This window comes from Ochrobactrum sp. AN78, assembly GCF_029909885.1.
Taxonomy (GTDB): Bacteria; Pseudomonadota; Alphaproteobacteria; order Rhizobiales; family Rhizobiaceae; genus Brucella; species Brucella quorumnocens.
The window spans coordinates 20,811-43,095 of sequence record NZ_JASAMU010000017.1 but is presented as its reverse complement, the minus strand read 5'-3'; the positions used below and the strand labels follow the sequence as shown (position 1 = coordinate 43,095).

The window sequence follows — 22,285 nt, the reverse complement described above, 5'->3', positions numbered from 1 at the left end:
GATTCTTTGCATAAGAACAGCGATAAAACTGCTTAAATGATTTAAAACAATCATAAAGCGATTACAAATAATCGCATCGCAATTAAAAAAGAATATTTGTGTAAAAATACTTGGTGGTTTTGTCGAATCGGGCTAGCTGCCAGAAAAAGGCAGCCTGATCCGGACTCGGTGCCGCCGTTAAAAATGGGAGTGCATTCGGATGTATCAATTTGACTGGTCCGTTATTCAGGACGGACAATTGTGGCTCAATGCGATCGGCGTGACGGTCGCTTATGCGGCTGTCACCTCCTTGGCTGGCCTGTTGATCGGTGTGTTTCTGGGGCTCGCTCTGGTGGCGCGGATCCCGGTGCTGACCTGGATCATCAACGCCTATATCCATCTGTTCCGATGCACGCCGCTGCTGGTTCAGATTGTCTGGTTCTTTTACGCGCTGCCGATGCTGACCGGCTATACTTTGCCGGACTGGTTTGCGGCCGGGCTCGGGCTGACCTTGTATATGGCGGCATTTTCGGCGGAGATATTCCGCGCCGGCGTCATTTCCATCGACCGCGGCCAGTGGGAGGCCTCAACGGTGTTGGGGTTTTCCTATGTCACCAAGATGCGCCATATCATTCTGCCTCAGGCGACCCGGCGGATGATCCCGCCGATCGTCAGTCAGACCATTTTGCAGCTTAAAAACACCTCGCTTCTTTCGGTGGTGGCGGTGCCCGACCTGATGTACGCGGCTGGCAGCCTGACGATGGAAACCTACCGACCGCTGGAAGTCTACACCTTTGCGGCGCTGCTCTACCTGGCGATCCTCACACCTGTGACGCTGATTGCGAACCGTTTCGAAATCAAACATTGAAGGTGGCTGCGATGATCAGAGTTCAGAACCTCCGCAAGACATTTGGCACGCATGAGGTGCTGCGCGGCATAGACCTTGTTGTGGAGCGCGGCGACGTCGCGGTGCTCATTGGCCCGTCGGGCTGCGGGAAATCAACGCTGCTGCGTTGTCTCGATCTGCTTGAACAGCCGACGGAAGGCTTGATCGAAGTGGCCGGCAACCGCCTTGAATTCGGTCCCAAGAGCAAATATCCAGAACGGATGAAAGCCCAGTTCCGTTCAAAGACGGGGATGGTGTTTCAAGGCTTTAATCTTTTTCCGCATATGACTGTCTTGCAGAACGTCATGTCAGGCCCTTTGCTCAACAAACTCAAGAGCAAGCATGAGGCCCGCGAACTGGCACTCAAACTGCTCAAACGGGTGGGGTTGTCAGATAAGCTTGATCTGTATCCCCGCCAGATATCGGGTGGCCAGGCGCAGCGTGTGGCGATCGCTCGTGCTCTGGCACTGGAACCGGACGTGATGCTTTTTGACGAACCGACATCCGCGCTCGATCCGGAACTGGTCGGCGAGGTTCTTGACGTGATGCAGGGGCTGGCTGCGGAGGGAACCACGATGATCGTGGTTACCCATGAGATGAGCTTCGCCCGCAACGTCGCATCCAAGGTCATTTTCATGGAAGCCGGGCATGTTGTGGAAACAGGTGCCCCTGAAAAAGTGCTTCGGGAGCCCAAAACCGAACGTCTCAAAAGCTTCCTTTCCAAAGTTGAGCACTAATCGATTTACCAGACACAAGCGGATGATTGACAATGAAACATTTTGATCTGCAGGGCATGTTTCCCGCCATTCCAACACCATTGACCGAAGAGGGTGCGCTCGATGTGGCCAAGCTCGAAGGACTGATTGAAGCCAACATAGCTGGCGGTGCGAGGGGGCTTGCGCCGGTAGGGGGGACGGGAGAATTTACCGCACTGTCCGCGGCAACGCGGATCGATGCCGTGCGCGAAACGGTACGGCTCGTCAAGGGTCGTGTTCCGGTGGTAGCTGGTGTTGTTTCTCCGGGCTGGGCCGAAGCGGTAGACCATGGGCGGGCTTTTCAGGAGGCGGGTGCCGATGCCTTGTTACTGGTGACGCCGTTTTACGTGATACCGAGCCAGCAGGGTGTGATCGATTATTTCCGTGCCTACCGCAGCACGGTCGATTTGCCGCTTGTTTATTATGACGTTCCGGCGCGAACCAGCTTTGTCACGGCAGTTGATACGCTGCGGACACTGGGAGAGGATGGCACCATTATCGGTGCCAAGATCTGCAATACGGATGCCTATTACTTCCAGCGTCTGTCGGCGGCCATTGGCGAGCGTATCGCATTGCTGTCTGGCGACGACATGATGTATGCGATCCATATCATGCATGGCGCAACGGGAGGTATTCTGGCCAGCGCACCCATGTTGCCGGCTTATTGGACGCAGATCCACGATACACTTGCCGCTGGCAAGTTTGCTGAGGGGATTGCACTGCATCGAAAGCTTCTGCCGACTTTCGCGGCGCTGTTTAATGAAGTCAATCCGGGCCCGCTCAAAACCATGATGGCGCATTTGGGACTGCCCGTTGGCCCGGTGTCATTGCCGTTGAAGGCGCCGAGCAATGCGACACAGCAACTCATCGCTGAAGCCGTTGAGGGTTTGCGGGCCCAAGGGATCGCTTAAATTATGGCAGGCGGGGCGCAATTTCTTGATTTTGCAGAGGCGCGGGAACAGGCGAAAAGCTTTCTTCCGCGCGCATTGTTTGATTATATCGATCGGGGAACGGAAGCAGAATCAGCCTTGAAAGCGCTGCATCATGGCTTTGCCACACGCCGTATCGTGCCCCGCGTTTTGCGCCCAGTTTCAGCCCCGGATGTCGCGGCGCGATATTTGGGCGCGACGCATAAATGTCCGTTTGTGATCGCGCCGACTGCGCTCGCTGGGATGGTGCGCCATGATGGAGAAGTCCTGATGGCGCGTGCGGCTGGGCAAGCAGGCTTACCTTTTGTCGTGGCAACGCAGTCATCGACAAGTATTGAACAAATATCGGCAAATGCTCCTGGAAGTGAGTTGTGGTTTCAGCTCTATGTTTGGCAGGACCGTTGCGAAACGTGGAAACTCCTCGAGCGTGCCAGAGCCTGTGGTGTTGAGACATTGGTTCTGACGGTTGATACGCCTGCGTCGCCAAAAAAAATTCATAACCGCCGCAATGGATTTGGCGTTCCTCTGCAGCCCTCAATAACGCTTGCCCTGGACCTTATGCTGCATCCGCGTTGGACCTTGGGAGTCATGGGAAGCTATCTGATGCGTAACGGATTTCCTTCCTATGCGCATTATCCCGGCGATGTTGCCAAAGCGGTTACCAACTCCATTCGTGATCCGCGCTTTGCCCTCGACACGGTTCTTGATCCCGACTTTCTCAAGGACCTTCGCCAGCGCTGGCCGCACAAACTGTTGATCAAGGGGGTGCTGTCCGCAGCGGATGCAGTCGAGATTTTCGATTTAGGCTGCGATGGGGTTGTGGTATCGGCGCATGGCGGTCGAAATCTTGATAGTGCTGTTCGACCATTGGATGTCTTGCCCCGGATACGAGAAGCGGTTGGCCCAGACAAAACGCTTTTTGCTGATAGCGGTGTGAGGCGTGGGTCGGACGCAGCAAAGCTGTTGGCTGCGGGCGCTGACGGTGTGTTGCTGGGGCGTGCGCCGCTTTATGGACTGGCGGCGAGCGGCGCTCATGGTGTCGTCGAGATGATCGAGCAGTTGAGGGAAGAATTACGCCTGTTGCTGGCTTTTGCAGGTGCTGAGGATATTTCCGCACTGCGTCAGACCGAGTGGATCATGGAGAGCGCATCGAGACAAGGGTGATCGGCCTGCGGGGATCCCGCTTCGACCGGAAAAAGATGCGCGCTAAAACAGATAATGAGAGCGCCGATCTGATCCAATCAGATCCAGACGCGCTCATCCGCCACGCCCCCCAATTTTCTTTAGAGTTCACAGGTAGGAAGATGCTGTCCAAGCCAAGCTCCAACGATGTTTTCTTAAACGACCTTATCCAGGCGATTGGAAGCCAATATGTGCTGACAGAAGCCCATGACAAAGAACCTTACCTGACGGACTGGCGCGGGTATGAAAAAGGAGAAGCACTGGCTGTTGTCTTGCCTGCAAATACCGCTCAGGTCTCAGCCCTTATGAAGCTTGCGGTTAAACATGCGAGCAAGATTGTGCCTCAGGGGGGAAACACCGGACTCTGTCAGGGCGCGGTGCCGTCAGGGTTGGACCGCACAATTGTCATGGCTTTGCGTCGTCTGGATGTCATCCGCGAAATCGATAAAGCGTCAAATATCATTGTCGCGGATGCCGGATTGACACTGACCGCCGCCCATGATGCCGTTGCGGCCGTAGACCGACGTATTCCATTGCATCTCGGCAGTGAGGGCAGCGCGCAATTGGGCGGTCTTGCCTCCACCAATGCAGGGGGCACCAGCGCGCTTCGCTATGGCCCAATGCGTGACCTTATTTGTGGCATCGAAGTCGTGTTGCCTGATGGTCGTGTTTTGAGTGATTTGAAGGCGCTTCGCAAAAACAACACCGGCTATGATCTGAAAAACCTATTCATTGGCGCTGAAGGCACATTGGGTATCATCACAGCGACGGCGTTGCGTTTGCAGCCCATGTTGCGTTCATCGGGTCATGCCTGGATCGCACTTCCCGATCTTGATGCTGCGGTGAGCATATTGATGGGTTTGCAGGATCGCTTTGATACGGCGGTTCAGGCGGCAGAACTTTTATCAGGCACTCAGGTTGAACTGGTGCTTCAGCATATTCCGCGTGCCAGACATCCGCTCGAAAGCCGTCCCGAATGGTCGCTGCTGGTCGAGCTCGGCAGTACAGACCCAACAGCACAGTTGCATCAAGCGCTCGAAGAGTGGTTATCCGAGCAGTTCGAAGCCGGATTGGTTGTCGATGCCTTCATCGCACAGAGCCAAGCCCAGGCTGAAGACATCTGGCATTTAAGACATTCCGTCTCGGAAGCCAACAAGGTGCATGGGCATAGCCTCTCGCACGATATCGCCGTTCGAACGACGCTTGTTCCTGATCTGATCAAGCGGGCGCGTGCCGCGGTCCATGAAATTTATCCTCAAGCCCAGATTCTCATTGTGTCGCATATTGGGGATGGAAACATTCATTTCATTGCGCATTTCACCCATGATCAGTGGTCCTGCTTTCCCGATGACGCGACGGTAACCAGACAGATTATGAAGCGCGTTCATGATGTCGTCGATGCGCTCGGCGGTACGTTTTCGGCAGAACATGGGATTGGTCGAAAACTCGTGCAGGAGCTCGCTTTGCGCGCAGACCCAGTTCACATGGCGCTCATGCAATCCCTACGCGATCTAATTGATCCTGACCGTCAAATGAATCCGGGAAGCGTGCTGGCTGTCGAGCACGTAGCCTAAACGGACAGGGGAATAGGGATACTCCAAACTTTATCGGGACAATCTGTTCTCATCATCGATTAAGACGAGGCGGAAAGGGGCTGATGAGCCCCACCGCCACAACACGACATTGAGATCATCCAAGCCTGCTCCTTTTGCAAAGCTGCGCACCAACAAGCCGTTATAGCCTGCAGCTATCAGGCGCCGAGCAAAGACTTGAGTTGGTGCCTCTCGGTTCAAACGCATTTGTTCACGCCAAGCCGCGTCGCCGAGCAATGACCCATCCAGATCCATCTTTTTTAATGCGGTTTCATCACGGCAATCGAATAGGCGATCGATTTCTGCCTCATAGGCGACGAGTTTTGTGGGTTGCAGACTGCCAACCTGGTTGGCTTCACGAAGTGCGGTCATTATAGTGAGAGAGGCGTAAAGCGCCGGAACCCCTTTTGGATTGAAGCGACCGCCAAAAAGCGCGGCGCCGCGCCCAAAAAGCGGTTCGCGCGCATAAACAGGGTTTAAGGCCCGATAGAGTTTGTCACGATAAACAATCGACATGGTTAGGCATGCACGCCAGCATCGACCGCATCGATATAGTCGAGAATCTCACTGGCTCTCCCGTTGAGAACCAATTGCATCGCCGTTCGGCCCGAAAACCCGGCCAAGGGTACGGAACGATACCAGGCATAAGCCATCAGTGCTGAACCGAAACGCGGTTCGACTTTGTTGAGGACTTCTACCATTTCCCGCAGTCGCCTTTGGGTTTTGTCGGATTGCACGCGATCTTTGCGTTGCACCGCATCGCGCCCCAAACCTGCAGAGCGGGCGACTTCATCGCTTGTCGTGCGCAACGCAACTGCGATTTTGCGCGGCGCAAACAGACCATTATCCGAATATTGTGCGAGCCCCATCCTAGAGACTCCTTCCATCAAGCCATTCATTCTGACGCAATATAACGTCATTATAAATGGCATTCAAGAGAATTGGCCATGTCCCGTGTCAAAATCGCAAGTTAACTCAGCTCACGATCAATATCACGGCGCAGAACGATCGCTGTTGTGAGGTCTTCAACAATATCGTGGCCTGCAATCAGATCGCGTACGCGATTAAGACCGTCAATTGAACCGGTTTCGAGTTCGACGATAAGGTCAAGCTGACCACTCACCGACGATACCCGTCGCACTTCTGGATGACGGGCCAGGAGATCGAGCAATTCATGCGCAGGGGTGCGTCGCAGGTTGATCAACAAGGCCGCTCGAATGACATTGGCATCGATCTCACCAATATCCGCCCGATACCCTCTGATCACGCCACTTCGCTCGAGATTGGTGACGCGTTCGCTTGTCGCGCTTCGCGACAATCCAATACGCCCGGCAAGCGTTTTCAGCGCGATACGCGCTTCCTTTGACAGGATTGCCAGTATTTCACGATCTTTCGCATCAAGTTCACGCATCATTATCCTGTTCACGTCACCGGACATATGCCGGTTCATTCCGACAAAGTGCCGGTTATCCCGACAGGATACTTGATGCCCGAAAATCCTTTGCATGCCAAGCTGGAGACAAGAAATGTAACCTGGAAAAATATTGGCTATGACTGATCTCTCTCACCCCGCGCCTCAGTTTTCAGCGATTGAGGCGGAACGACTGGCGCAAGACCTGTTCGGCGTTCAAGCGACAGCTTCGCAACTCGATAGCGAGCGTGATTGTAATTTTCGTCTCAAGACCGGCACGGATGCGGATTGGATACTGAAAATCGTCAATGCCAGCGAACCAAAAGTAGAAAGCGAGTTTCAAACGGCGCTGCTTCATCATCTCTCGGCGGCGAATGCCCAGCTCGCCGTTCCTCATTTAAAGCCCAGTCTTTCAGGGGATGTGCTGGCCTCGACACGCGCCAGAGGCGGGGAGAAACATGCGCTGCGTCTTGTTGGCTGGTTGCCGGGAATCCCGCTGGCTGAAGTCAAGAGAACGTTCGAACTGATGCGCAATCTGGGCCGCTCGCTTGGCGAACTCGACCATGCGCTGCAGGGCTTTATTCATGTGGGCGCATTGCGTGATCTTGATTGGGATTTGCGCCATGCGGCGCGCGCACGCGACCGCCTGCACTTTATTGAGGATGCGGGTAAGAAGGCATTGCTCGAGCGCTTCATAACCCGCTTTGAAAGCTTTGTGGCCCCCAAGCTTGCAAGCTTGCGTGCGCAGGTTATCCATAATGACGCGAATGATTGGAATGTGCTTGTCGATAACGACAATCATGAAAAAATCGCTGGCCTGATCGATTTTGGTGATGCCGTTCATACGGTGTTGATCGCAGAAGTCGCAATCGCCTGTGCTTACGCTGCGCTGGATACTGAAGATCCAATGGGGGCTGCGGCAGCCCTGGCTGAAGGGTTTCACGAGCGTTATCCGCTCAAGGCGGAAGAAATTGATCTTCTCTTCGATCTGATTGCGATGCGCCTTGTCACCAGTGTTACATTTTCTGCGTCGCGCCGCGAAAAGACGGAGGACAATCCATATCTTGCGATCAGCGAAGCACCTGCCTGGCGTCTCCTGGAAAAAATGGATGCCATGAACCCGCGCTTTGCCACTGCGATTTTGCGCAAGGCATGCGGCTTCGATGCAATCGACGGAGCCGGCACCATCCGCCAGTGGGTATCTGATCATGCGAAAACATTTGCGCCAATTGTTCGCCCCGCACCGGCCACGCTGAAAAAGGCAATTGTGCCCTATGGTGATGCTTCGCATTTCATGACGGTGGCCTCGGCAGAGCAACGCGCACAAGAAGCGACACAATGGTGGGACGATTTTTGTGCACAAAATGATATAGAGCTCGGCATTGGTTCCTGGGGCGAAAAGCGAACGGTCTATACCGACAAGGCATTTCAATCACGGTTCATTGACGGACAGCGGCGCATTCATCATCTTGGCGTCGATTTGTTCATGCCAGCAGGCACACCGCTCTATACGCCCCTGGCTGCGACTGTTCTCAGTGTTGAAATCGAGCATGAGCCGCTCGGCTATGGCGGTCTGGTGACGCTTGAGCATCAACCAGAAAACTGCCCGCCCTTCGTGACGCTGTGGGGGCATATGGCCCATGAGGCGCTCGGCAGATTGAAGCCGGGCCAGAAACTGCAACCCGGTGACCTTGTTGGCCATATGGGTGATATTGATGAGAATGGCGGGTGGACCCCCCATCTTCACTTTGCGATGACAACAAATGTCAATTTGACCGCAACTGAAATCCTCGGCGTTGGTGAAGCAGCATATCTTGACGTGTGGGCCGACCTGTTTCCGGATGTTGCGGATCTGGCTGGCATTCCGTCAGAGATCTTTGCTCAAGATGGGAGAACTCGCGCTGAAATCATCGAAAGGCGCAAAGAAATACTGCTGCCAAACCTTTCGATTTCCTATTCCGAGCCGATTAAGTTCGTCCGTGGAGACGGTGCCTGGCTGATTGATGACCGGGGACGGGCTTATCTCGATTGTTTCAACAATGTCTGCCATATCGGGCATGCTCATCCGGAGGTGGTAGAGGCAATTGCGCGTCAGGCGGGCCTGCTGAATACCAATACCCGATACCTGCATGACACCATTGTCGAATATGCAGAGCGGCTGACCGCCACATTGCCCGAAGGGCTGACTGTCGCATCCTTCGCGTGCTCGGGAAGTGAGGCCAACAGTCTGGCTTTGAGAATGGCGCGCAATCATACGGGCAGCAATGAAGCCATCGTCCTTGACTGGGCTTATCACGGCACCACGCAGGAACTCATTGACCTCAGCCCCTACAAGTATAAGCGCAAGGGAGGGAAGGGGCGCCCCGAGCATGTGTATGAAGGCACTATTCCCGACAGCTATCATGCGCCCCACGACTGGCCGTTCGAGGAGCATGGCAAGCGATTTGCGCAAAATATTGCCGAGAAAATTGATCGCATGCGCGGCCAAGGAAAAGCACCGGCATTCTTTTTGGCTGAATCCATCCCCAGCGTCGCTGGTCAGGTGTTTCTGCCCGAAGGCTATTTGAAAGAAGTCTATGCTATGGTGCGTGGAGCCGGCGGTGTTTGTATCGCTGATGAAGTTCAGGTTGGCTTCGGTCGCGTTGGCAGCCATTGGTGGGCATTCGAGCTGCAGGATGTCGTGCCTGATATTGTCACGATGGGCAAGCCGATCGGCAACGGCCATCCGATGTCTGCCGTTGTGACCACGCGGGAAATCGCTGATAGTTTCAACAATGGCATGGAATATTTCAACACATTTGGCGGCAATCCGGTCTCCTGTGCAGCAGGACTTGCGGTGATCAACGTCATCGAGCGGGATGGCTTGCGCCAAAATGCGCTCGACGTCGGTAACTATCTGATTGATGGCTTTCGCGAAATGCAAAAGCGTTTTGAAATCATCGGCGATGTTCGCGGCCAAGGTCTGTTTCTGGGGATTGAACTGGTCACGGATCGTAAGACCAAGGCGCCCGCGACCGATTTAGCGAGGCGTATTAATGATGGGGCACGCCAGCGCGGTATTTTGATGGGCACTGAAGGCCCTCATGACAACGTGCTGAAAATGCGTCCCTCAATGGTGTTTAGTCGCGACAATGCTGACCATTTGCTTGATGTGCTCAATGACAGTTTTGTATCTGCGCTGAAATAGCCGCTCGTTAAAACCTCTCACAGGAGGCCATGACCGCCCGGCGTGTTTCGGGGTGGTGATGGCCTTTTGCCGTCTACGCGCGGCTTAAGGCTTTGCGTAAGTCGCGTCACGCCTCGCGGACGGGTCCCTGTGAGGTGTTGGGAGCGCCGACAATATGCCGGTAGATTCCGGCAATGTGTCGGGCCGGCAGACAAATTGCAGGATGCTTGCAAAGGGAGCCTGTGCCAAGCTCATTCTCGAAGGTTAATGGCAAACCATAACCCCAAAACAAAAAGACAAATCCAGAGGAAACTCAAAGTCATGCGTTCCAAGTTCAACAGCCTTTTTGCTGCCGCCGCTCTCGCCCTCGCGGTTGGCTTTTCGAGTGCTCCCGCCCAGGCGGACGAGCTGGAAAAGCTCAAGACCGCCGGGGAAATGCGGATTGCCATGAGTGGCCAATATCCGCCGTTCAGCTTCACCAATGAACAGAATGAAGTGGTTGGTTTTGACGCATCGATCGGCTCGGAAATCGCCAAGCGGATGGGGCTGAAGGCCAAGATCGTCACCACCCCTTTTGACGGCATCATTGCGGGGCTGCTGGCCAAAAAATATGATGCCGTCGTCGCGTCCATGACCATCACGCCCGAACGCGAGAAGGCGGTGGATTTTGTGGGACCTTATTATCATGCCGGTCGAACGATTGTCGTCAAGGAGAGTTCTTCCATTCAGAAACTTGCGGACTTGAATGGCAAGACTGTCGGTGTGACCATGGGTGACGCCCATGAAAAATGGGCCAAGGCGCAAGGGGATTTGAGCGTACGCACCTATAAGGGCCTCCCTGAAATGCTCATTGATCTGGATGCGGGCCGGCTGGATGCTCTGGTCATGGACAGCATTCCGGTGATGATTGCCGTCAAGGAGACCGGACAGAAAGTGCGCATTCTGGACACCCCCGACATTGAAGGCGGTCGGGTGGCTCTGGGTATCGCAATCCGCAAGAACAACCCTGAACTCAAAGCGGAAATGCAAAAGACCCTGGAAGCCATGCTGGCTGATGGCGGCTACGAAAAGATTTCAATGGATTGGATCGGCAGCGACATCCGCTGATTGGATTACAGTCCGGCCCGAAGCAGTTCGGGCCGGTTCCCTTGACGTTTCGGAGTATGCTTATGGATCTTGCTTTGATGCAGCGGGTCCTCCCGTTCTTTCTGGAGGCTGCGTGGGTCACCGTGCAGATTTCTGTCCTAGCGCTTGTGCTGGGCTTCGCCATCGCCGCCTTGCTCGTGTTGGCGCGCCTGTCAAACAGCGCGTTGCTGCGCTTTTTATCAGGTGCTTATGTAAGCGTATTTCGCGGCACGCCCTGTCTGGTGCAGTTGTTCGTTCTGTATTTTGGCGGCCCGCAGATCGGGCTGGAGCTGGAGCCCTATGCGGCCGGCGTGATTGGGCTGGGATTGAACATCGGTGCTTATATGGCGGAATCCATTCGTGGCGCCATTGCCGGCGTCGACAGGGGCCAGGCCGAAGCTGCCCGATCGATTGGTTTTGACCGCGGCAGAACGCTAAGGCTGATCCTTCTGCCGCAGGCGGCCCGACTGATGATCCGCCCTCTGGGCGTCAATGCAGTGGCTTTGGTTAAGGGGTCGGCCCTGGTCTCGACGATTTCGGTGGTCGAGCTGACTTATACAGCGCAGCGTTTCATCAGTTCCACCTATAAGCCATTCGAGATATTCGCGGTTGCGGCGGTTCTCTACATGGTCATTGTTTATGTTGTCGTCACGATCGTTGATCTGCTCGACAAACGCTTCGCGCCGCGTTGAGGGGCAAGTTCATGCCAGCACTTGATTTCAGTATTGTCGCCCCCTATGCCGATATCCTTCTCACCGGACTTGGCTGGACTCTGGTTCTCGCGATTGCCTCCAGTGTTCTCAGTTTTGTCTTTGGCATCCTGTTTGCACTGATTGTTCTTTATGCGCCCGGGCTTCTCGCCTATCCGGTGCGCTTCTTCATGTGGCTGTTCATGGGAACACCGCTGCTGTTGCAGCTTTATCTGATTTATTATGGTCTTGTGCAGATTGGCATTGATATTCCGGCGCTGTTTGCCGGCATTATCGGATTGAGCCTGCATTTTGCCGTTTATAATGCGGATGTTCTGCGTGCCGGGATTGTCTCGGTCGATCCGGGACAGACCGAGGGCGCGCGCTCGATTGGCCTTAGTCGTGGTCAGGCCCTGCGCTATGTTATTATCCCTCAGGCCATCCGCAACACGATCCCGCCGATTGGCAACAATATGATCGTGCTGCTCAAGGATACCTCACTGGTTTCCATTATCGGCATTGCCGAGCTCGTGCATAGTGCGCAGATCGCGATCAGCGAGACCTACAGCCCGTTCGAATTCTATCTAACTGCGGCTGTGCTTTATTACATCGCCAATCTTGTCATGGAGGCGATGCTGCGACGTATTGAAAGAAAAGTGGAGGTCACGCGATGAGTGGATCCTTAGCCATGGTTGAAGTCAAGGCTGCTCGCAAAGCCTATGGCGCGCTTGAAGTCCTCAAGGGGATCGATCTGTCGGTCACGCGCGGGCAGATCATTGCGATCATCGGCCCGAGTGGCTCCGGCAAGAGCACGTTGTTGCGGTCGATCAATCATCTTGAGACACTGAATGGTGGGGAGGTCTGGCTTGACGGCACTCAGGTCAACCAGCCGCTCAAGGGGCAGGCCTTCGAGAAGCACATCAACGCGGTGCGCCAGCAGATGGGAATGGTGTTTCAGCACTTCAACCTTTTTCCGCATCTCACTGTGATCGACAATATTACCTTGGGTCCGATCAAGCTGAAAAACATGCGCAAGGCGCAAGCCCGTGCTCTGGCGCTTGAATTGTTGGAAAAAGTTGGCCTTGCAAGCAAGGCGGATGTTTATCCCTCGCGTCTTTCCGGCGGGCAGAAGCAGCGTGTAGCGATTGCCAGAGCGCTTGCGATGCAGCCGAAGGTGATGTTGTTTGATGAAGCGACATCGGCGCTGGATCCGGAACTGGTTGATGAGGTCAATCTGGTGATGAAACAGCTGGCGGCTGAGCATATGACCATGTTGATCGTCACCCATGAGATGCGTTTCGCGGGTGAAGTGGCCGATCGCATCCTGTTCATGGATGGCGGGGTGGTTGTTGAAGAGGGCGCTCCCAGTGAGTTGCTGCGCAATCCGCAGCAGGAGCGCACACGCAGTTTCCTGAAAAACTATCTGGCGGGCTGACGGCGCGGCCTGGGGTGATCTGCGGGTGTTACGGCGATTAGGTGGGCTGCGCTGTCCAATAACCCTTGCCGATCGCCCGCCCGGTCCCGTATATCTCCGCAGGCGTGCGGTGATCGAGGTCATAGACCCCATTATTGACGAGCGGGGCCGTGGGGTGAGCACCTTCGCCACCCTTTCGTGCCGGCAGTGAGCTCCAAGAACTGTCGCACGCCAATAGGCCGGCACAGTCGTACCCGCCACGGCAGCAGCAATTTCAAGCTGCGCCGCCTCATCGTCCGTTAATCGGAACCCGATGAGACGTCCACGGATTCTGCCTTGCGTTTGTTCGGGCGTCGGGGCTTAGCGCTGGCTGATCTCTCGGGCAAGCGTTTTTGTTTAACAAAAACTATGCTTGCTACTCTCTCTAAGTTTTGTATTATCGCCCATATTTTTGAATAAATTCAATACAAGCGGATACTTGATGAGTACAGCCATACAACGGCGTGGATTGGCTTTCGGAGTAATAATTATTGTAGTGCTGCTCTTACCGCTGCTTCCTTTTGCTTTAGGCTTATGGAGCACATTTGTCGTGTTTCACACATCTCGCGGCACTCCACATGTTCGGCTAAGGTTGATAGGGTTTACCATCGTAGCAGCTATATCTACCGTAACCTACAATCTCATTGGTCAGTGGCTTATTGGCAATCATTTGACCCATGCCGATATCGGCATAGAAGCCAACAGTCATGCCTTGTTTTGGGGCAACGTGTGGATAGGTACTAGTACGCTACTTTTGTGGGTTTCATGGGGTATGACAGGAGGCCGATGGAAAGACGCAAAACCCTATTTCATAGCTCTGGCTAATTGCTTGTTTAAAACTGAGCCCATCGGCATTCATCACGAACATATTAAGGGAATGCAGGTCATTGATTGGACAAATGCACGCCCGCCTCGTTGGATAAATAACGAAGAGCCAAAGCCTGTATCGCTGGGTTGGGTCGCATACCCCTCGCTGGATGTTGAAAAACAGCATACCATTATCGAAGGCGCCACAGGCACCGGCAAATCGCAAATGATAAAATGTGCTGTCGCTGAAATCCTAGAGCGCGGTGATACGCTAATCACGCTCGACCAAAACCGTGATCTATTCAACACATTCGCAGTTATAGCAGGGCAGAAAACCCCGATTGATATACCGGACAAAGAAAATACGTGGTCGCCAGCGAACGAAATCGAACGCGACGCCGACTGGATGCAGTCAGCGGGAAGCCTCCTCGGTGATGGGACCGGGGAAAGTGCTGAATGGCGTAGCATGGCAAAGGCTTTGTTTGCTTCTGTGGTTGCTGGATACGCAAAAGCCTGCGGAGAAGTGGGGCGTCCCTTCGTCAATAGTGAGTTTTACGATCTATTACTCTTTGAACCCGAAGATCAAATTGCGTCTTTCGTAATAGGGACTCCGGCATCTGCGCTCCGTCAGGTTCCTGGACCAAGAAAAAGCCGTAAAACCGCAGTTCTAGTTTTGCCTGGGCAACCTCACTGGCTGCTATCGGCGATCAAAGCATTAAACATCGCCCTGTCCATCAGATCGCGGTATGGCCTGCGGATTGACCTGGGATGAATGGAAGCACCACAGCAGGTCCGCGGAGCATTGCTGGATTGACGACAGGATCAATTCAGGGAAAGTCCAGTTTTTTATCGTGAAAGTGAGTTTGCGTCGGGCATTGCATCTGCCTATTTCACCGTTCCGGAAACCGTTTATTCCTAATGAGTTCAATATGGTCTTTGGACTTTTTGATAGGCTTCACGCATGGAGCCGCGCGCATCGTTCGATGGCGATAGCATTTCCCACACTGGAGGAGCTCGCGACCAGAAAGCACGCAAGTATTGGCCCGACGGGGGCAGTTATTGCGTTCTACACGACCAACAGCTTCTATGAACACGAGAAGGATCGCCTTCTCGCAAGCGCTCGATATCTTGGGCTCAAGATCATCTCCGTTGCCGTTGAAAATAAGGGAAGCTGGGTGCGCAATGCGGGGCTAAAGCCCAGTGTGCTGGTGCAACAGCGCAAGCTGGTGAGAGGTCCGCTGTTATATGTCGATGTGGATGCGGTGTTTCATCGCGATCCCTGGCCGGCATTGCAATCCATTGAGAGCGACATCGCGGTTTACTATGAAAAGAGCGGCCACCTTCTCAGCGGAACCGTGCTCATCAACGACACCCCGTCCGCCCTCGCTCTTTTGGAAGCGTGGCAAAAGGGATGCATGGACGCGCCGGAGGTTTGGGATCAGTTGGTGCTGGAACAGATTGTCATGCAGGATTCTGCCGAAACTTCGCCACGCTATTCGATAACCCGGCTTCCGGTGTCGTTTTGCTGGATCTTCGATGATCTCGAGAACGAGCCGGTCGAGCAAGTCTATATTGAGCACCTTCAGGCCAGTCGCGAAGCGAAGAAACGCCGACGTTTCCTGGGCCGTATCGGAAAGCGGTTGAAACGCAGACGTGACCGCATCGTGGAGATTGAGCGCATTTTATTAAGTGAGACCGATGCAAACTGCAGCGAAGATTTTTCGATGAGGGATGACTAAATGTCGGTACCTGTTCTTCTATATCACCAGATCGCACCTTTGCCCCAAAAGGACATACCGTTTCATGGGTTGCTGGTGCATCCGACCCGGTTCCGGAGCCAGATGAAATGGTTGAAGAGAGCGGGTTATCGCGGGCTCTCTCTGCGTGACGCCTTACCTTACATCCGAGGCGAGAAAACGGGCAAAGTGGCTGCGATCACTTTCGATGATGGTTTTCTTAATGTCCTGGAAAATGCCGCACCGATATTAGCCGAATGCGGCTTCACGGCGACCAATTATTTCGTCGCCAATCAGGTTGGTGGAAGCAATGTCTGGGATCAGCCGCTTGGGGTTCCGAAGACGCCGTTGATGTCCATCGCGCAATTGCGGGAGTGGGCAGCGCTCGGACATGAGGTCGGTGCGCATACGCTTGATCATGTGCATCTGACCGAAACACCTGACAATGAAGCGAAAAGACAGATTTCACAATCAAAGACGATTCTGGAGAATATTCTGGGTGAAGAAGTGACTGGCTTCTGTTTCCCATACGGCGAGAATAATCCTATTCATCGCGCAATGGCCCAAGACGCGGGGTTCACAACAGCCACCACCACGGTGCGAGGTCGTGCAGGCCCGGCGGACGATCTGTTCGGACTGCCTCGGATTAGCATCCGCAGACGGGATATTTGGCCGAAGTTCCTCACCCGGGTGTTGAAGTAGTGAAGTGCCGGCTCATTCAACCGAGCATGCTGAGCGAGAGACAGTTTTCTCAACCTCATCAGAGCGGCGTTGTCCCGGCACACGGGGACGCGGACAATAACAAACGGAAATGACGTAAAGCTTTGTGATATTGACGTTGCCGTGACCCGGGCGATCAACGGTTTCTCTGGGACAAGCAACTCGACCGACTTCGTGTTGAATTTTGTGTTGGCGGTTGGCGTATCGTTACGCGCTTTGGCAGGGCGCGCGCCATGGTGACGAGGTCCGGACAGGCAGCACATCAGTCTCACCGGCGATGACATCTCGACCGGGACCGACAGCGCCGATCTCAGGCCCACGGCGGCGAGTAATGTCCATCCTCGCAGCGTGATTATGGTATATTCTCTACAAGCAGGCAGTTTCACGCCTTTCGTGTCGTGACACCAAGAATACTCTATTCGCCGGATACGATGCGGGAGCGGAGAACTGGACGGTCATCGCCTCACTCATCGAAAGCTACAAGCTCAACGCTGTCGATCCATTCGCCCATCTGAGCACCACACTGACCGCCATCTCGACGGCCAGGGAGTCAGATTGACGAACGGCTACCGTGGAGCACCGGACCTACGTCTCGGATCGACGACCAAATGCCGTGAGTAAAACCGCTCCGATCAGACCCGAGGTGAGTGAACCCAGCAATATTCCAATCTTAACGTGATCCTGAACGGTCGGATCGTTGAACGCCAGCAATCCGATAAACAGGGACATGGTGAAGCCGATACCACACAAGAGCGCCACCCCGGCCATCTGTCCCCAGCTCGCTTTTGCAGGGAGCTCGGCGAGTTTGAGGTTCACAAGAACTGCGACTGTGCCAAGAATGCCGACCAGTTTTCCGAGCATTAGTCCTGCGGCCACCCCCATGGTCAGCGGCTCGGCGATGATTGACATAGAAACCCCAGCAAACGAGACGCCCGCATTGGCAAATCCAAAGATGGGCACGATCGCAAACGCAACGGGCTTGTGGAGATTGTGCTCCAGCTTATGGAGAGGGGAGTCTGCGTGACTGGCTTCCGGGGTGCCCGGCGTGCGTTTCAACGGAATCGTCAGCGCCAGTACGACACCCGCCAGCGTAGCATGGACACCGGATGAGAACACCAGAACCCAAAGCACTACACCCAGCGCCAGGTAGGGCCACAGTGTCTTCACGCCCATCCGATTGAAGATAATGAGGGTTGCGACGACAATGGCTGCGCCGCAAAGTGCCAGAAGATTGAGGGCGGCTGTATAGAACAGTGCAATTACGATGACTGCCCCAAGATCATCGATGATTGCCAGTGCGGCTAGAAAGATTTTCAGCGATGCTGGGACACGTTTCCCGAACAGCGACAGAACGCCGAGCGCAAAGGCGATATCGGTCGCCGTGGGAATGGCCCATCCCCTGAGCGCGGACGGATCGTTCCAGTTAAAGTAAATGTAGAACAGCGCAGGAAACACCATCCCGCCAGCCGCAGCAGCTCCCGGCAGTACCCGCCGGCTCCAGCTCGATAGCTGGCCGTCCAACGTCTCCCGCTTTATTTCCAGTCCCACCAGCAGGAAGAAGACAGCCATCAGTGCGTCATTGATCCAGTGCTGGACGCTGAGCGGCCCAATATAGACATGAAGGATGTGGAAATACGCCTCCGCCATCGGCGAATTTGCCATCGTGATTGCCAGTGCGGCAACGAACATCAGGATGATGCCGCCTGATGCCTCATTGTCAAGAAAGTGGCGGAGTGTGGATTGAATGCGGCCCTTAGACATCGTCGAAGACATGGGTTCGCGCTCCTTGTGAGAGGTTGATCTTAGTCTCCGTGGATTTCGGGGGAACCCGCAGCACCGCAGCACGCGCTATGGGCAATATGTAGCCGCTATCCTTCTGGATTTCCACAAAATTCGACCACCATGAGCCAGATGATCAGCTGCTTAAGCTTGCCTTGGTCAGCCTCGACGACATTGTTCAGGTATTTGACCTGCTGAAGCCCCAGTTCATCAGGGCATTTGCCTTCGGCCTTCAACTGCGCGATGGCAATCCCGTAGGTTGGTGCTTTGTCAGTGTTGATTGCACGCGACTTTTCCCAGTCATAAGACGCTCCTTTCGTCGATAGTTATATTACCCTCAACGTTTGGAGAAGATTAGGCCCGATTTGAACGCGCTGACCAACGCGCCCTAGTGAAAATCGGGCATGTTAGTTTAATTTGCTGCAGCAGCTATGAAACCGCAAAGTCCTTTGCGCGCCACCGACGTGCTGATCGTCTGCCCCACCTTGAGCGTGAAGATAGCGTCAACGCGTACACTCTTGCCTTGCTTCCGAGCGGTCACGCGCAAGGTCTGCATACGACCTGATCCGGACCCATCCTGAAAGGCGTCAATGGAGGAGAGCTGCTTGTTGATCGTGATGCCAGAAAAACCGTCGGCTGCGATAGCTTGTGCCATACGCTGCAAGGCATCTGCCGATTTCACACCTGCAAAGCTTTGTGTCGCGCGGTAGACTGTCGGAGTTAAGAGGGGGACGCCTTCCGATTTAAAACTTTGTTCACACGAAGCAGCGACGCCCACACTAGTTGCCATAAGAGTCAGCAGACCTGTAATCAGACACACTCGCATTCATACCTCCTTCAGACATATGGGGACCCGGCCTTCGGTGACGACCACAAAAGCAGGCAGATAGAAAATACAACAACGCCGTCACAATGCCAGTAATAATCGTTGTTTATACCATCCTTATCCTGTCGTCACGCGACCAAAGTGTTGGAACTGTCTGACTTTTGAGAACAAAGTGTGTTCACGCTGCGGGAATACAATTCTCCTGCCACGATGGGGTTCCGTTGCAAAAACCCGTTGCGCGCACCGCGGACACCTTAAATTTGGACGCAACGATACCGTGAGAGCGGGCAAATTGCTGCTTGAGCGAAAGCGCGTCATGAAGGACCAAGGCGATTGCAACTGCCTCTGAGCGTTTCAACGGTCTTGTCGTCAATGAAAATCGGGAACGTCGGCGTGTCCTTGTTCGGGCCTCATGTCAGTGGTCGGCTCTCCAAGAGCGCGGCTTCCTGCATGGCAATCAAAGCGCTTCTTGCACTTATCGTATATTGAAAGCCCGAGAAGGGGTGGGCAACGGTCGGTCAGCTTGCGGGCAGCGGAAGGCTGCTGCTGCCTGCAAAAATCTGTCGTGCAAGTTGGTCTTTAACGGTCGATGATTGCGCCAAGAATTCCCGTGAGAATTCACAGTCAGTACGTCCTAATAAATTATTGAGGAGTATCGAGACAAATTAGCCATATACCGAACGGAGTTCGGCGATTGTGCCAGTGAGAAACGGGTTATCAAAGGCCCTAATCAAACATCTAATTTTTCGGAGAACGGAGTAGGCAGAACTCTTCGCCTCGGAACCGAATTGCAACGTAGCTACATTGGTTCATGTGCTCGATCAAACAAGCTTGCTCGGGAGTTGACATTTCTTCCATCGTGCAGCGCTCTACAGCGCATATCTGACTATAAATCTGACCGGTTGGAACATGCGCGACGAAAAGCGAGGTCTTCGGTCCTTTCGGGTTGTGGGTTTCATATGCGGCTACCAACCTCTCGAAAGCCTCACGATCCTCTCCCACCGGGTCAAGGTCGATCCCCATCTCGCCAACCTCACCAACCATGTTCATGTAGCGCAGATGTTTTTTTTCAGAACAAATTAGTTGATCAGCTTTTGCGGGGATCGAAAACAACAAGACAATGGCACTGAGTATAACGCCCATCTTCTGCATGAATTCTCTTTCCATAAGCGATTAAGGGCCGAAGTTCGGCTTTGGCGTCAATTCCAGCCATCTTAGCGCCCGCTTGATGGAAAGTCATTCATAACGACAATCGGCCAGAATGATGGTCGGAAACGGTGATGAAGAGTTCCTGCACTCTGCGGCAGGCATATCTTGGCTGGCTTTTATGACCGGACGGTCCGCTTGCGGCGGCTTTATGGCCGGTAGAATCCGAGGAGCTTTGACGCATAGTCAAGCATCGACCTTCGGATGTAATATGCTCTCGCTTCGTTTAAGGTGGCCAGCTCAGTACCTTCATACGCGCGTGGGAGGAGTGCCTGACTTGCAATACATCGATCAGATCATCATGTTCACGGCGGGCATATGGATGAGTGCGGTTGGCTTTGGCCACATTAAATTCAGCAGTACTCAGGAATCGTTTAATCGTCTTGTTTCGCACTTCAAATGGATAGGCCCACTGCTTGTACTGATTGCTGTTGCGCTCGGCTTTGCACCACGACCATAAATGGATCCGCCGAGCCAATGCTCGAGTGAAGCACAGTTATATTTGTAAACCGGAGTTAGAGATATAATGTGGAGGCGTATAACGGTTCTTAGCGGCATGTGCGCTGCATTTTTGAGTGTTGGAGCAACCACAGCGATATCGGAGAACATGACGGTAGACCGTCTTCTCGCCATCTGCGAAGCGCCCGATGTGCAGGCGGCGACGGTTCAGGGTGATAAACTCGGCTGGCAGCGGCTGACCGAGCGGAAACAGAGGAATGGAGTACTCATTTCATTCGCTACAATGGCGGCTCTGGAGAGGCTGTAGGTTGGCGGCGGGAAAGTGCAGGTCGATGCGTTCATTGTGGTTCTGGGTCGCAGTCGGTCCAAACGGACACAATGCATGTACATATTCGACCGTGAAAACTGCCGTATTGCTGGATGCCTTTTCGGCGCGGCTTGGCCCTCCTGGCACTCAGCACACGGAGGACGCGATAGAAATGATATCGGCTTATTGGAAGCAAAATGCGGACGAGTATTCCTTCAATCAGATAGGATCGTCCGCTACCCTCACTGTCGGACCGAGCAGAAGAAGCAGCCCGCGCATCGACAGACCGTCGCACACTTCCTAACTTTTGCGACGAACTGTCCTTCCTTTTGTGGGATCGTTAATCGCGTCGCTCAACTCTGTCGTAAAAGTCGCGGTTTTGCGCCCGATTTTTGCGGCGGCCAGTGACCGGTTTGGGTCTGTAATCAGACATAGGGGCTAGATACTGGTTTAAAATCGACAATGAGCTTACGGAGTTAGCCAGTCCACAAATCCGGGTCGCTGGAACTGCGGCTAACTTGAAAAAAGCTGGATATCGGTGCGGACCGATCGACTTTACCTCGATTAACCGAATGCGACACAGCGCAGCCGTAAAACCCTCCTGCCGGGTAATTGCTATTCGTATTTGCTACGCCCTTCTCGAGCCTGCGAGCAACGGCATCGTTGTGGCAAGGATGGATACCCGCGAGCCAAAATTGGCGGACTGTAAAGGCGAAGTTCAGACTTGAACGTATAGTGATACAGCGTAATTTGGGCGGACAACTCGGGAAAATGCCTCATCTGCCCCGATTCTATTTGGTTTTGGAGATTACATGATCAGAACATCGATATTGGCTGTATCGCTTGCGATCATTGCCATGCCAGCCTTCTCAGGGTGACGAAAGCAATCGCTCAGGTCATTACGAAAGCGAAGGCGGAGCGTCGCTCACTGTTGAACTGACTCATAAGTCAGGCAATGACTATTCCGCAGCGATTTCGACGACGGTGAAAATGACCGATAAAGCACCTGGTTGTGGTGGAAGTCTGAAAGGTGATGTTACGATTACCGGCACCAACGCAACCATGTCCATACCCAATGAAGGGTTCATGGAAAATCAAAAAGAATCCGTGAAGAACAGCCGACTTTGCAAAGTGAGTTTTAAATTCGTAGATCAGTACACCTTGAAGTTGGAGGAAGTTTCCGGTTGCTCATATTATCATGGCGCCAGCTGCGATTTTAATGGCACCGTAGTGCATGAAGCGAGCGGAATTTAGCCAAGGCGGCAAGTCGTCGACGAA

General features: G+C 53.9%; 22 protein-coding genes and 2 pseudogenes. 17 read left to right on the top strand and 7 right to left on the bottom strand.

Annotation, left to right across the window (positions count from 1 at the left end; genetic code table 11):
• Window positions 1-199 precede the first annotated feature (199 nt).
• The 5 genes from QBD00_RS21920 to QBD00_RS21900 all read left to right on the top strand — a co-directional run bounded on the left by QBD00_RS21920 (window position 200) and on the right by QBD00_RS21900 (window position 5,305).
• Window positions 200-847, top strand: a complete 648-nt coding sequence (locus tag QBD00_RS21920) for an amino acid ABC transporter permease (protein ID WP_151095256.1) — start codon at window positions 200-202, stop codon at window positions 845-847.
• 11 nt (window positions 848-858) lie between these two features.
• On the top strand, window positions 859-1,602 hold the full coding sequence (locus QBD00_RS21915) for an amino acid ABC transporter ATP-binding protein (RefSeq protein ID WP_318580538.1): 744 nt from the start codon (window positions 859-861) through the stop codon (window positions 1,600-1,602).
• A 32-nt stretch (window positions 1,603-1,634) separates the two neighbouring features.
• Window positions 1,635-2,531: a dihydrodipicolinate synthase family protein gene (locus tag QBD00_RS21910; RefSeq protein WP_191793920.1), complete on the top strand. Its 897-nt coding sequence runs from the start codon at window positions 1,635-1,637 to the stop codon at window positions 2,529-2,531.
• A gap of 3 nt (window positions 2,532-2,534) precedes the next feature.
• Window positions 2,535-3,713, top strand: a complete 1,179-nt coding sequence (locus QBD00_RS21905) for an alpha-hydroxy acid oxidase (RefSeq protein WP_318580537.1) — start codon at window positions 2,535-2,537, stop codon at window positions 3,711-3,713.
• A 140-nt stretch (window positions 3,714-3,853) separates the two neighbouring features.
• Window positions 3,854-5,305 (top strand): FAD-binding oxidoreductase, encoded by a 1,452-nt coding sequence (locus tag QBD00_RS21900; protein ID WP_318580536.1) that lies wholly within the window; start codon window positions 3,854-3,856, stop codon window positions 5,303-5,305.
• A gap of 30 nt (window positions 5,306-5,335) precedes the next feature.
• Here the strand turns inward: QBD00_RS21900 and QBD00_RS21895 are convergent, their stop codons facing one another.
• The 3 genes from QBD00_RS21895 to QBD00_RS21885 all read right to left on the bottom strand — a co-directional run bounded on the left by QBD00_RS21895 (window position 5,336) and on the right by QBD00_RS21885 (window position 6,734).
• Entirely contained in the window at window positions 5,336-5,833 is a 498-nt protein-coding gene (locus QBD00_RS21895; RefSeq protein ID WP_191793933.1) for an RES family NAD+ phosphorylase, read from the bottom strand.
• 8 nt (window positions 5,834-5,841) lie between these two features.
• A complete protein-coding gene (locus QBD00_RS21890; protein ID WP_318580535.1) occupies window positions 5,842-6,192 on the bottom strand; it encodes a hypothetical protein in 351 nt (116 codons plus the stop codon).
• Window positions 6,193-6,293: 101 nt separating this feature from the next.
• Window positions 6,294-6,734, bottom strand: a complete 441-nt coding sequence (locus tag QBD00_RS21885) for an Lrp/AsnC family transcriptional regulator (RefSeq protein WP_112813077.1) — start codon at window positions 6,732-6,734, stop codon at window positions 6,294-6,296.
• A 139-nt stretch (window positions 6,735-6,873) separates the two neighbouring features.
• On the opposite strand from QBD00_RS21885, the gene QBD00_RS21880 reads away from it, so the two are divergent.
• The 9 genes and pseudogenes from QBD00_RS21880 to QBD00_RS21840 form a co-directional block, all read left to right on the top strand.
• Window positions 6,874-9,921, top strand: a complete 3,048-nt coding sequence (locus QBD00_RS21880; protein WP_318580534.1) for an aminotransferase class III-fold pyridoxal phosphate-dependent enzyme — start codon at window positions 6,874-6,876, stop codon at window positions 9,919-9,921.
• A 300-nt stretch (window positions 9,922-10,221) separates the two neighbouring features.
• The gene (locus QBD00_RS21875) at window positions 10,222-11,007 is read left to right on the top strand and encodes an ABC transporter substrate-binding protein (RefSeq protein ID WP_151095270.1); all 786 of its coding nucleotides are present in this window, start codon (window positions 10,222-10,224) and stop codon (window positions 11,005-11,007) included.
• A gap of 62 nt (window positions 11,008-11,069) precedes the next feature.
• Window positions 11,070-11,717 (top strand): amino acid ABC transporter permease, encoded by a 648-nt coding sequence (locus QBD00_RS21870; RefSeq protein ID WP_151095272.1) that lies wholly within the window; start codon window positions 11,070-11,072, stop codon window positions 11,715-11,717.
• 11 nt (window positions 11,718-11,728) lie between these two features.
• Window positions 11,729-12,388 (top strand): amino acid ABC transporter permease, encoded by a 660-nt coding sequence (locus tag QBD00_RS21865; protein WP_151095274.1) that lies wholly within the window; start codon window positions 11,729-11,731, stop codon window positions 12,386-12,388.
• Window positions 12,385-13,149: an amino acid ABC transporter ATP-binding protein gene (locus tag QBD00_RS21860; protein ID WP_318285425.1), complete on the top strand. Its 765-nt coding sequence runs from the start codon at window positions 12,385-12,387 to the stop codon at window positions 13,147-13,149. The genes QBD00_RS21865 and QBD00_RS21860 overlap by 4 nt, the downstream gene beginning before the upstream one ends.
• A gap of 460 nt (window positions 13,150-13,609) precedes the next feature.
• Window positions 13,610-14,746: a type IV secretion system DNA-binding domain-containing protein gene (locus QBD00_RS21855; protein WP_318580533.1), complete on the top strand. Its 1,137-nt coding sequence runs from the start codon at window positions 13,610-13,612 to the stop codon at window positions 14,744-14,746.
• Window positions 14,721-15,713: a putative nucleotide-diphospho-sugar transferase gene (locus QBD00_RS21850; RefSeq protein WP_318580532.1), complete on the top strand. Its 993-nt coding sequence runs from the start codon at window positions 14,721-14,723 to the stop codon at window positions 15,711-15,713. The genes QBD00_RS21855 and QBD00_RS21850 overlap by 26 nt, the downstream gene beginning before the upstream one ends.
• A complete protein-coding gene (locus QBD00_RS21845) occupies window positions 15,714-16,412 on the top strand; it encodes a polysaccharide deacetylase family protein (protein WP_151095278.1) in 699 nt (232 codons plus the stop codon).
• 424 nt (window positions 16,413-16,836) lie between these two features.
• A pseudogene (locus QBD00_RS21840) lies at window positions 16,837-17,047 on the top strand (transposase domain-containing protein); the annotation flags it as partial.
• Here the strand turns inward: QBD00_RS21840 and nhaA are convergent.
• The 4 genes and pseudogenes from nhaA to QBD00_RS21820 form a co-directional block, all read right to left on the bottom strand.
• Entirely contained in the window at window positions 17,016-18,203 is a 1,188-nt protein-coding gene (nhaA, locus tag QBD00_RS21835) for a Na+/H+ antiporter NhaA (RefSeq protein WP_318580531.1), read from the bottom strand. The pseudogene QBD00_RS21840 and the gene nhaA overlap by 32 nt on opposite strands.
• A gap of 140 nt (window positions 18,204-18,343) precedes the next feature.
• A pseudogene (locus QBD00_RS21830) lies at window positions 18,344-18,511 on the bottom strand (DDE-type integrase/transposase/recombinase); the annotation flags it as partial.
• Window positions 18,512-18,621: 110 nt separating this feature from the next.
• A complete protein-coding gene (locus QBD00_RS21825) occupies window positions 18,622-19,035 on the bottom strand; it encodes a hypothetical protein (RefSeq protein ID WP_318580530.1) in 414 nt (137 codons plus the stop codon).
• A 738-nt stretch (window positions 19,036-19,773) separates the two neighbouring features.
• A complete protein-coding gene (locus QBD00_RS21820; RefSeq protein WP_318580529.1) occupies window positions 19,774-20,187 on the bottom strand; it encodes a hypothetical protein in 414 nt (137 codons plus the stop codon).
• A 331-nt stretch (window positions 20,188-20,518) separates the two neighbouring features.
• Between QBD00_RS21820 and QBD00_RS21815 the strand changes: the two genes are divergently transcribed.
• The 3 genes from QBD00_RS21815 to QBD00_RS21805 all read left to right on the top strand — a co-directional run bounded on the left by QBD00_RS21815 (window position 20,519) and on the right by QBD00_RS21805 (window position 22,261).
• Window positions 20,519-20,701, top strand: a complete 183-nt coding sequence (locus tag QBD00_RS21815) for a hypothetical protein (RefSeq protein WP_191793934.1) — start codon at window positions 20,519-20,521, stop codon at window positions 20,699-20,701.
• Window positions 20,702-20,848: 147 nt separating this feature from the next.
• Window positions 20,849-21,007, top strand: a complete 159-nt coding sequence (locus QBD00_RS21810; RefSeq protein WP_191793926.1) for a hypothetical protein — start codon at window positions 20,849-20,851, stop codon at window positions 21,005-21,007.
• A gap of 843 nt (window positions 21,008-21,850) precedes the next feature.
• Window positions 21,851-22,261 (top strand): hypothetical protein, encoded by a 411-nt coding sequence (locus tag QBD00_RS21805; RefSeq protein ID WP_191793929.1) that lies wholly within the window; start codon window positions 21,851-21,853, stop codon window positions 22,259-22,261.
• The last annotated feature ends 24 nt before the right edge of the window (window positions 22,262-22,285 follow it).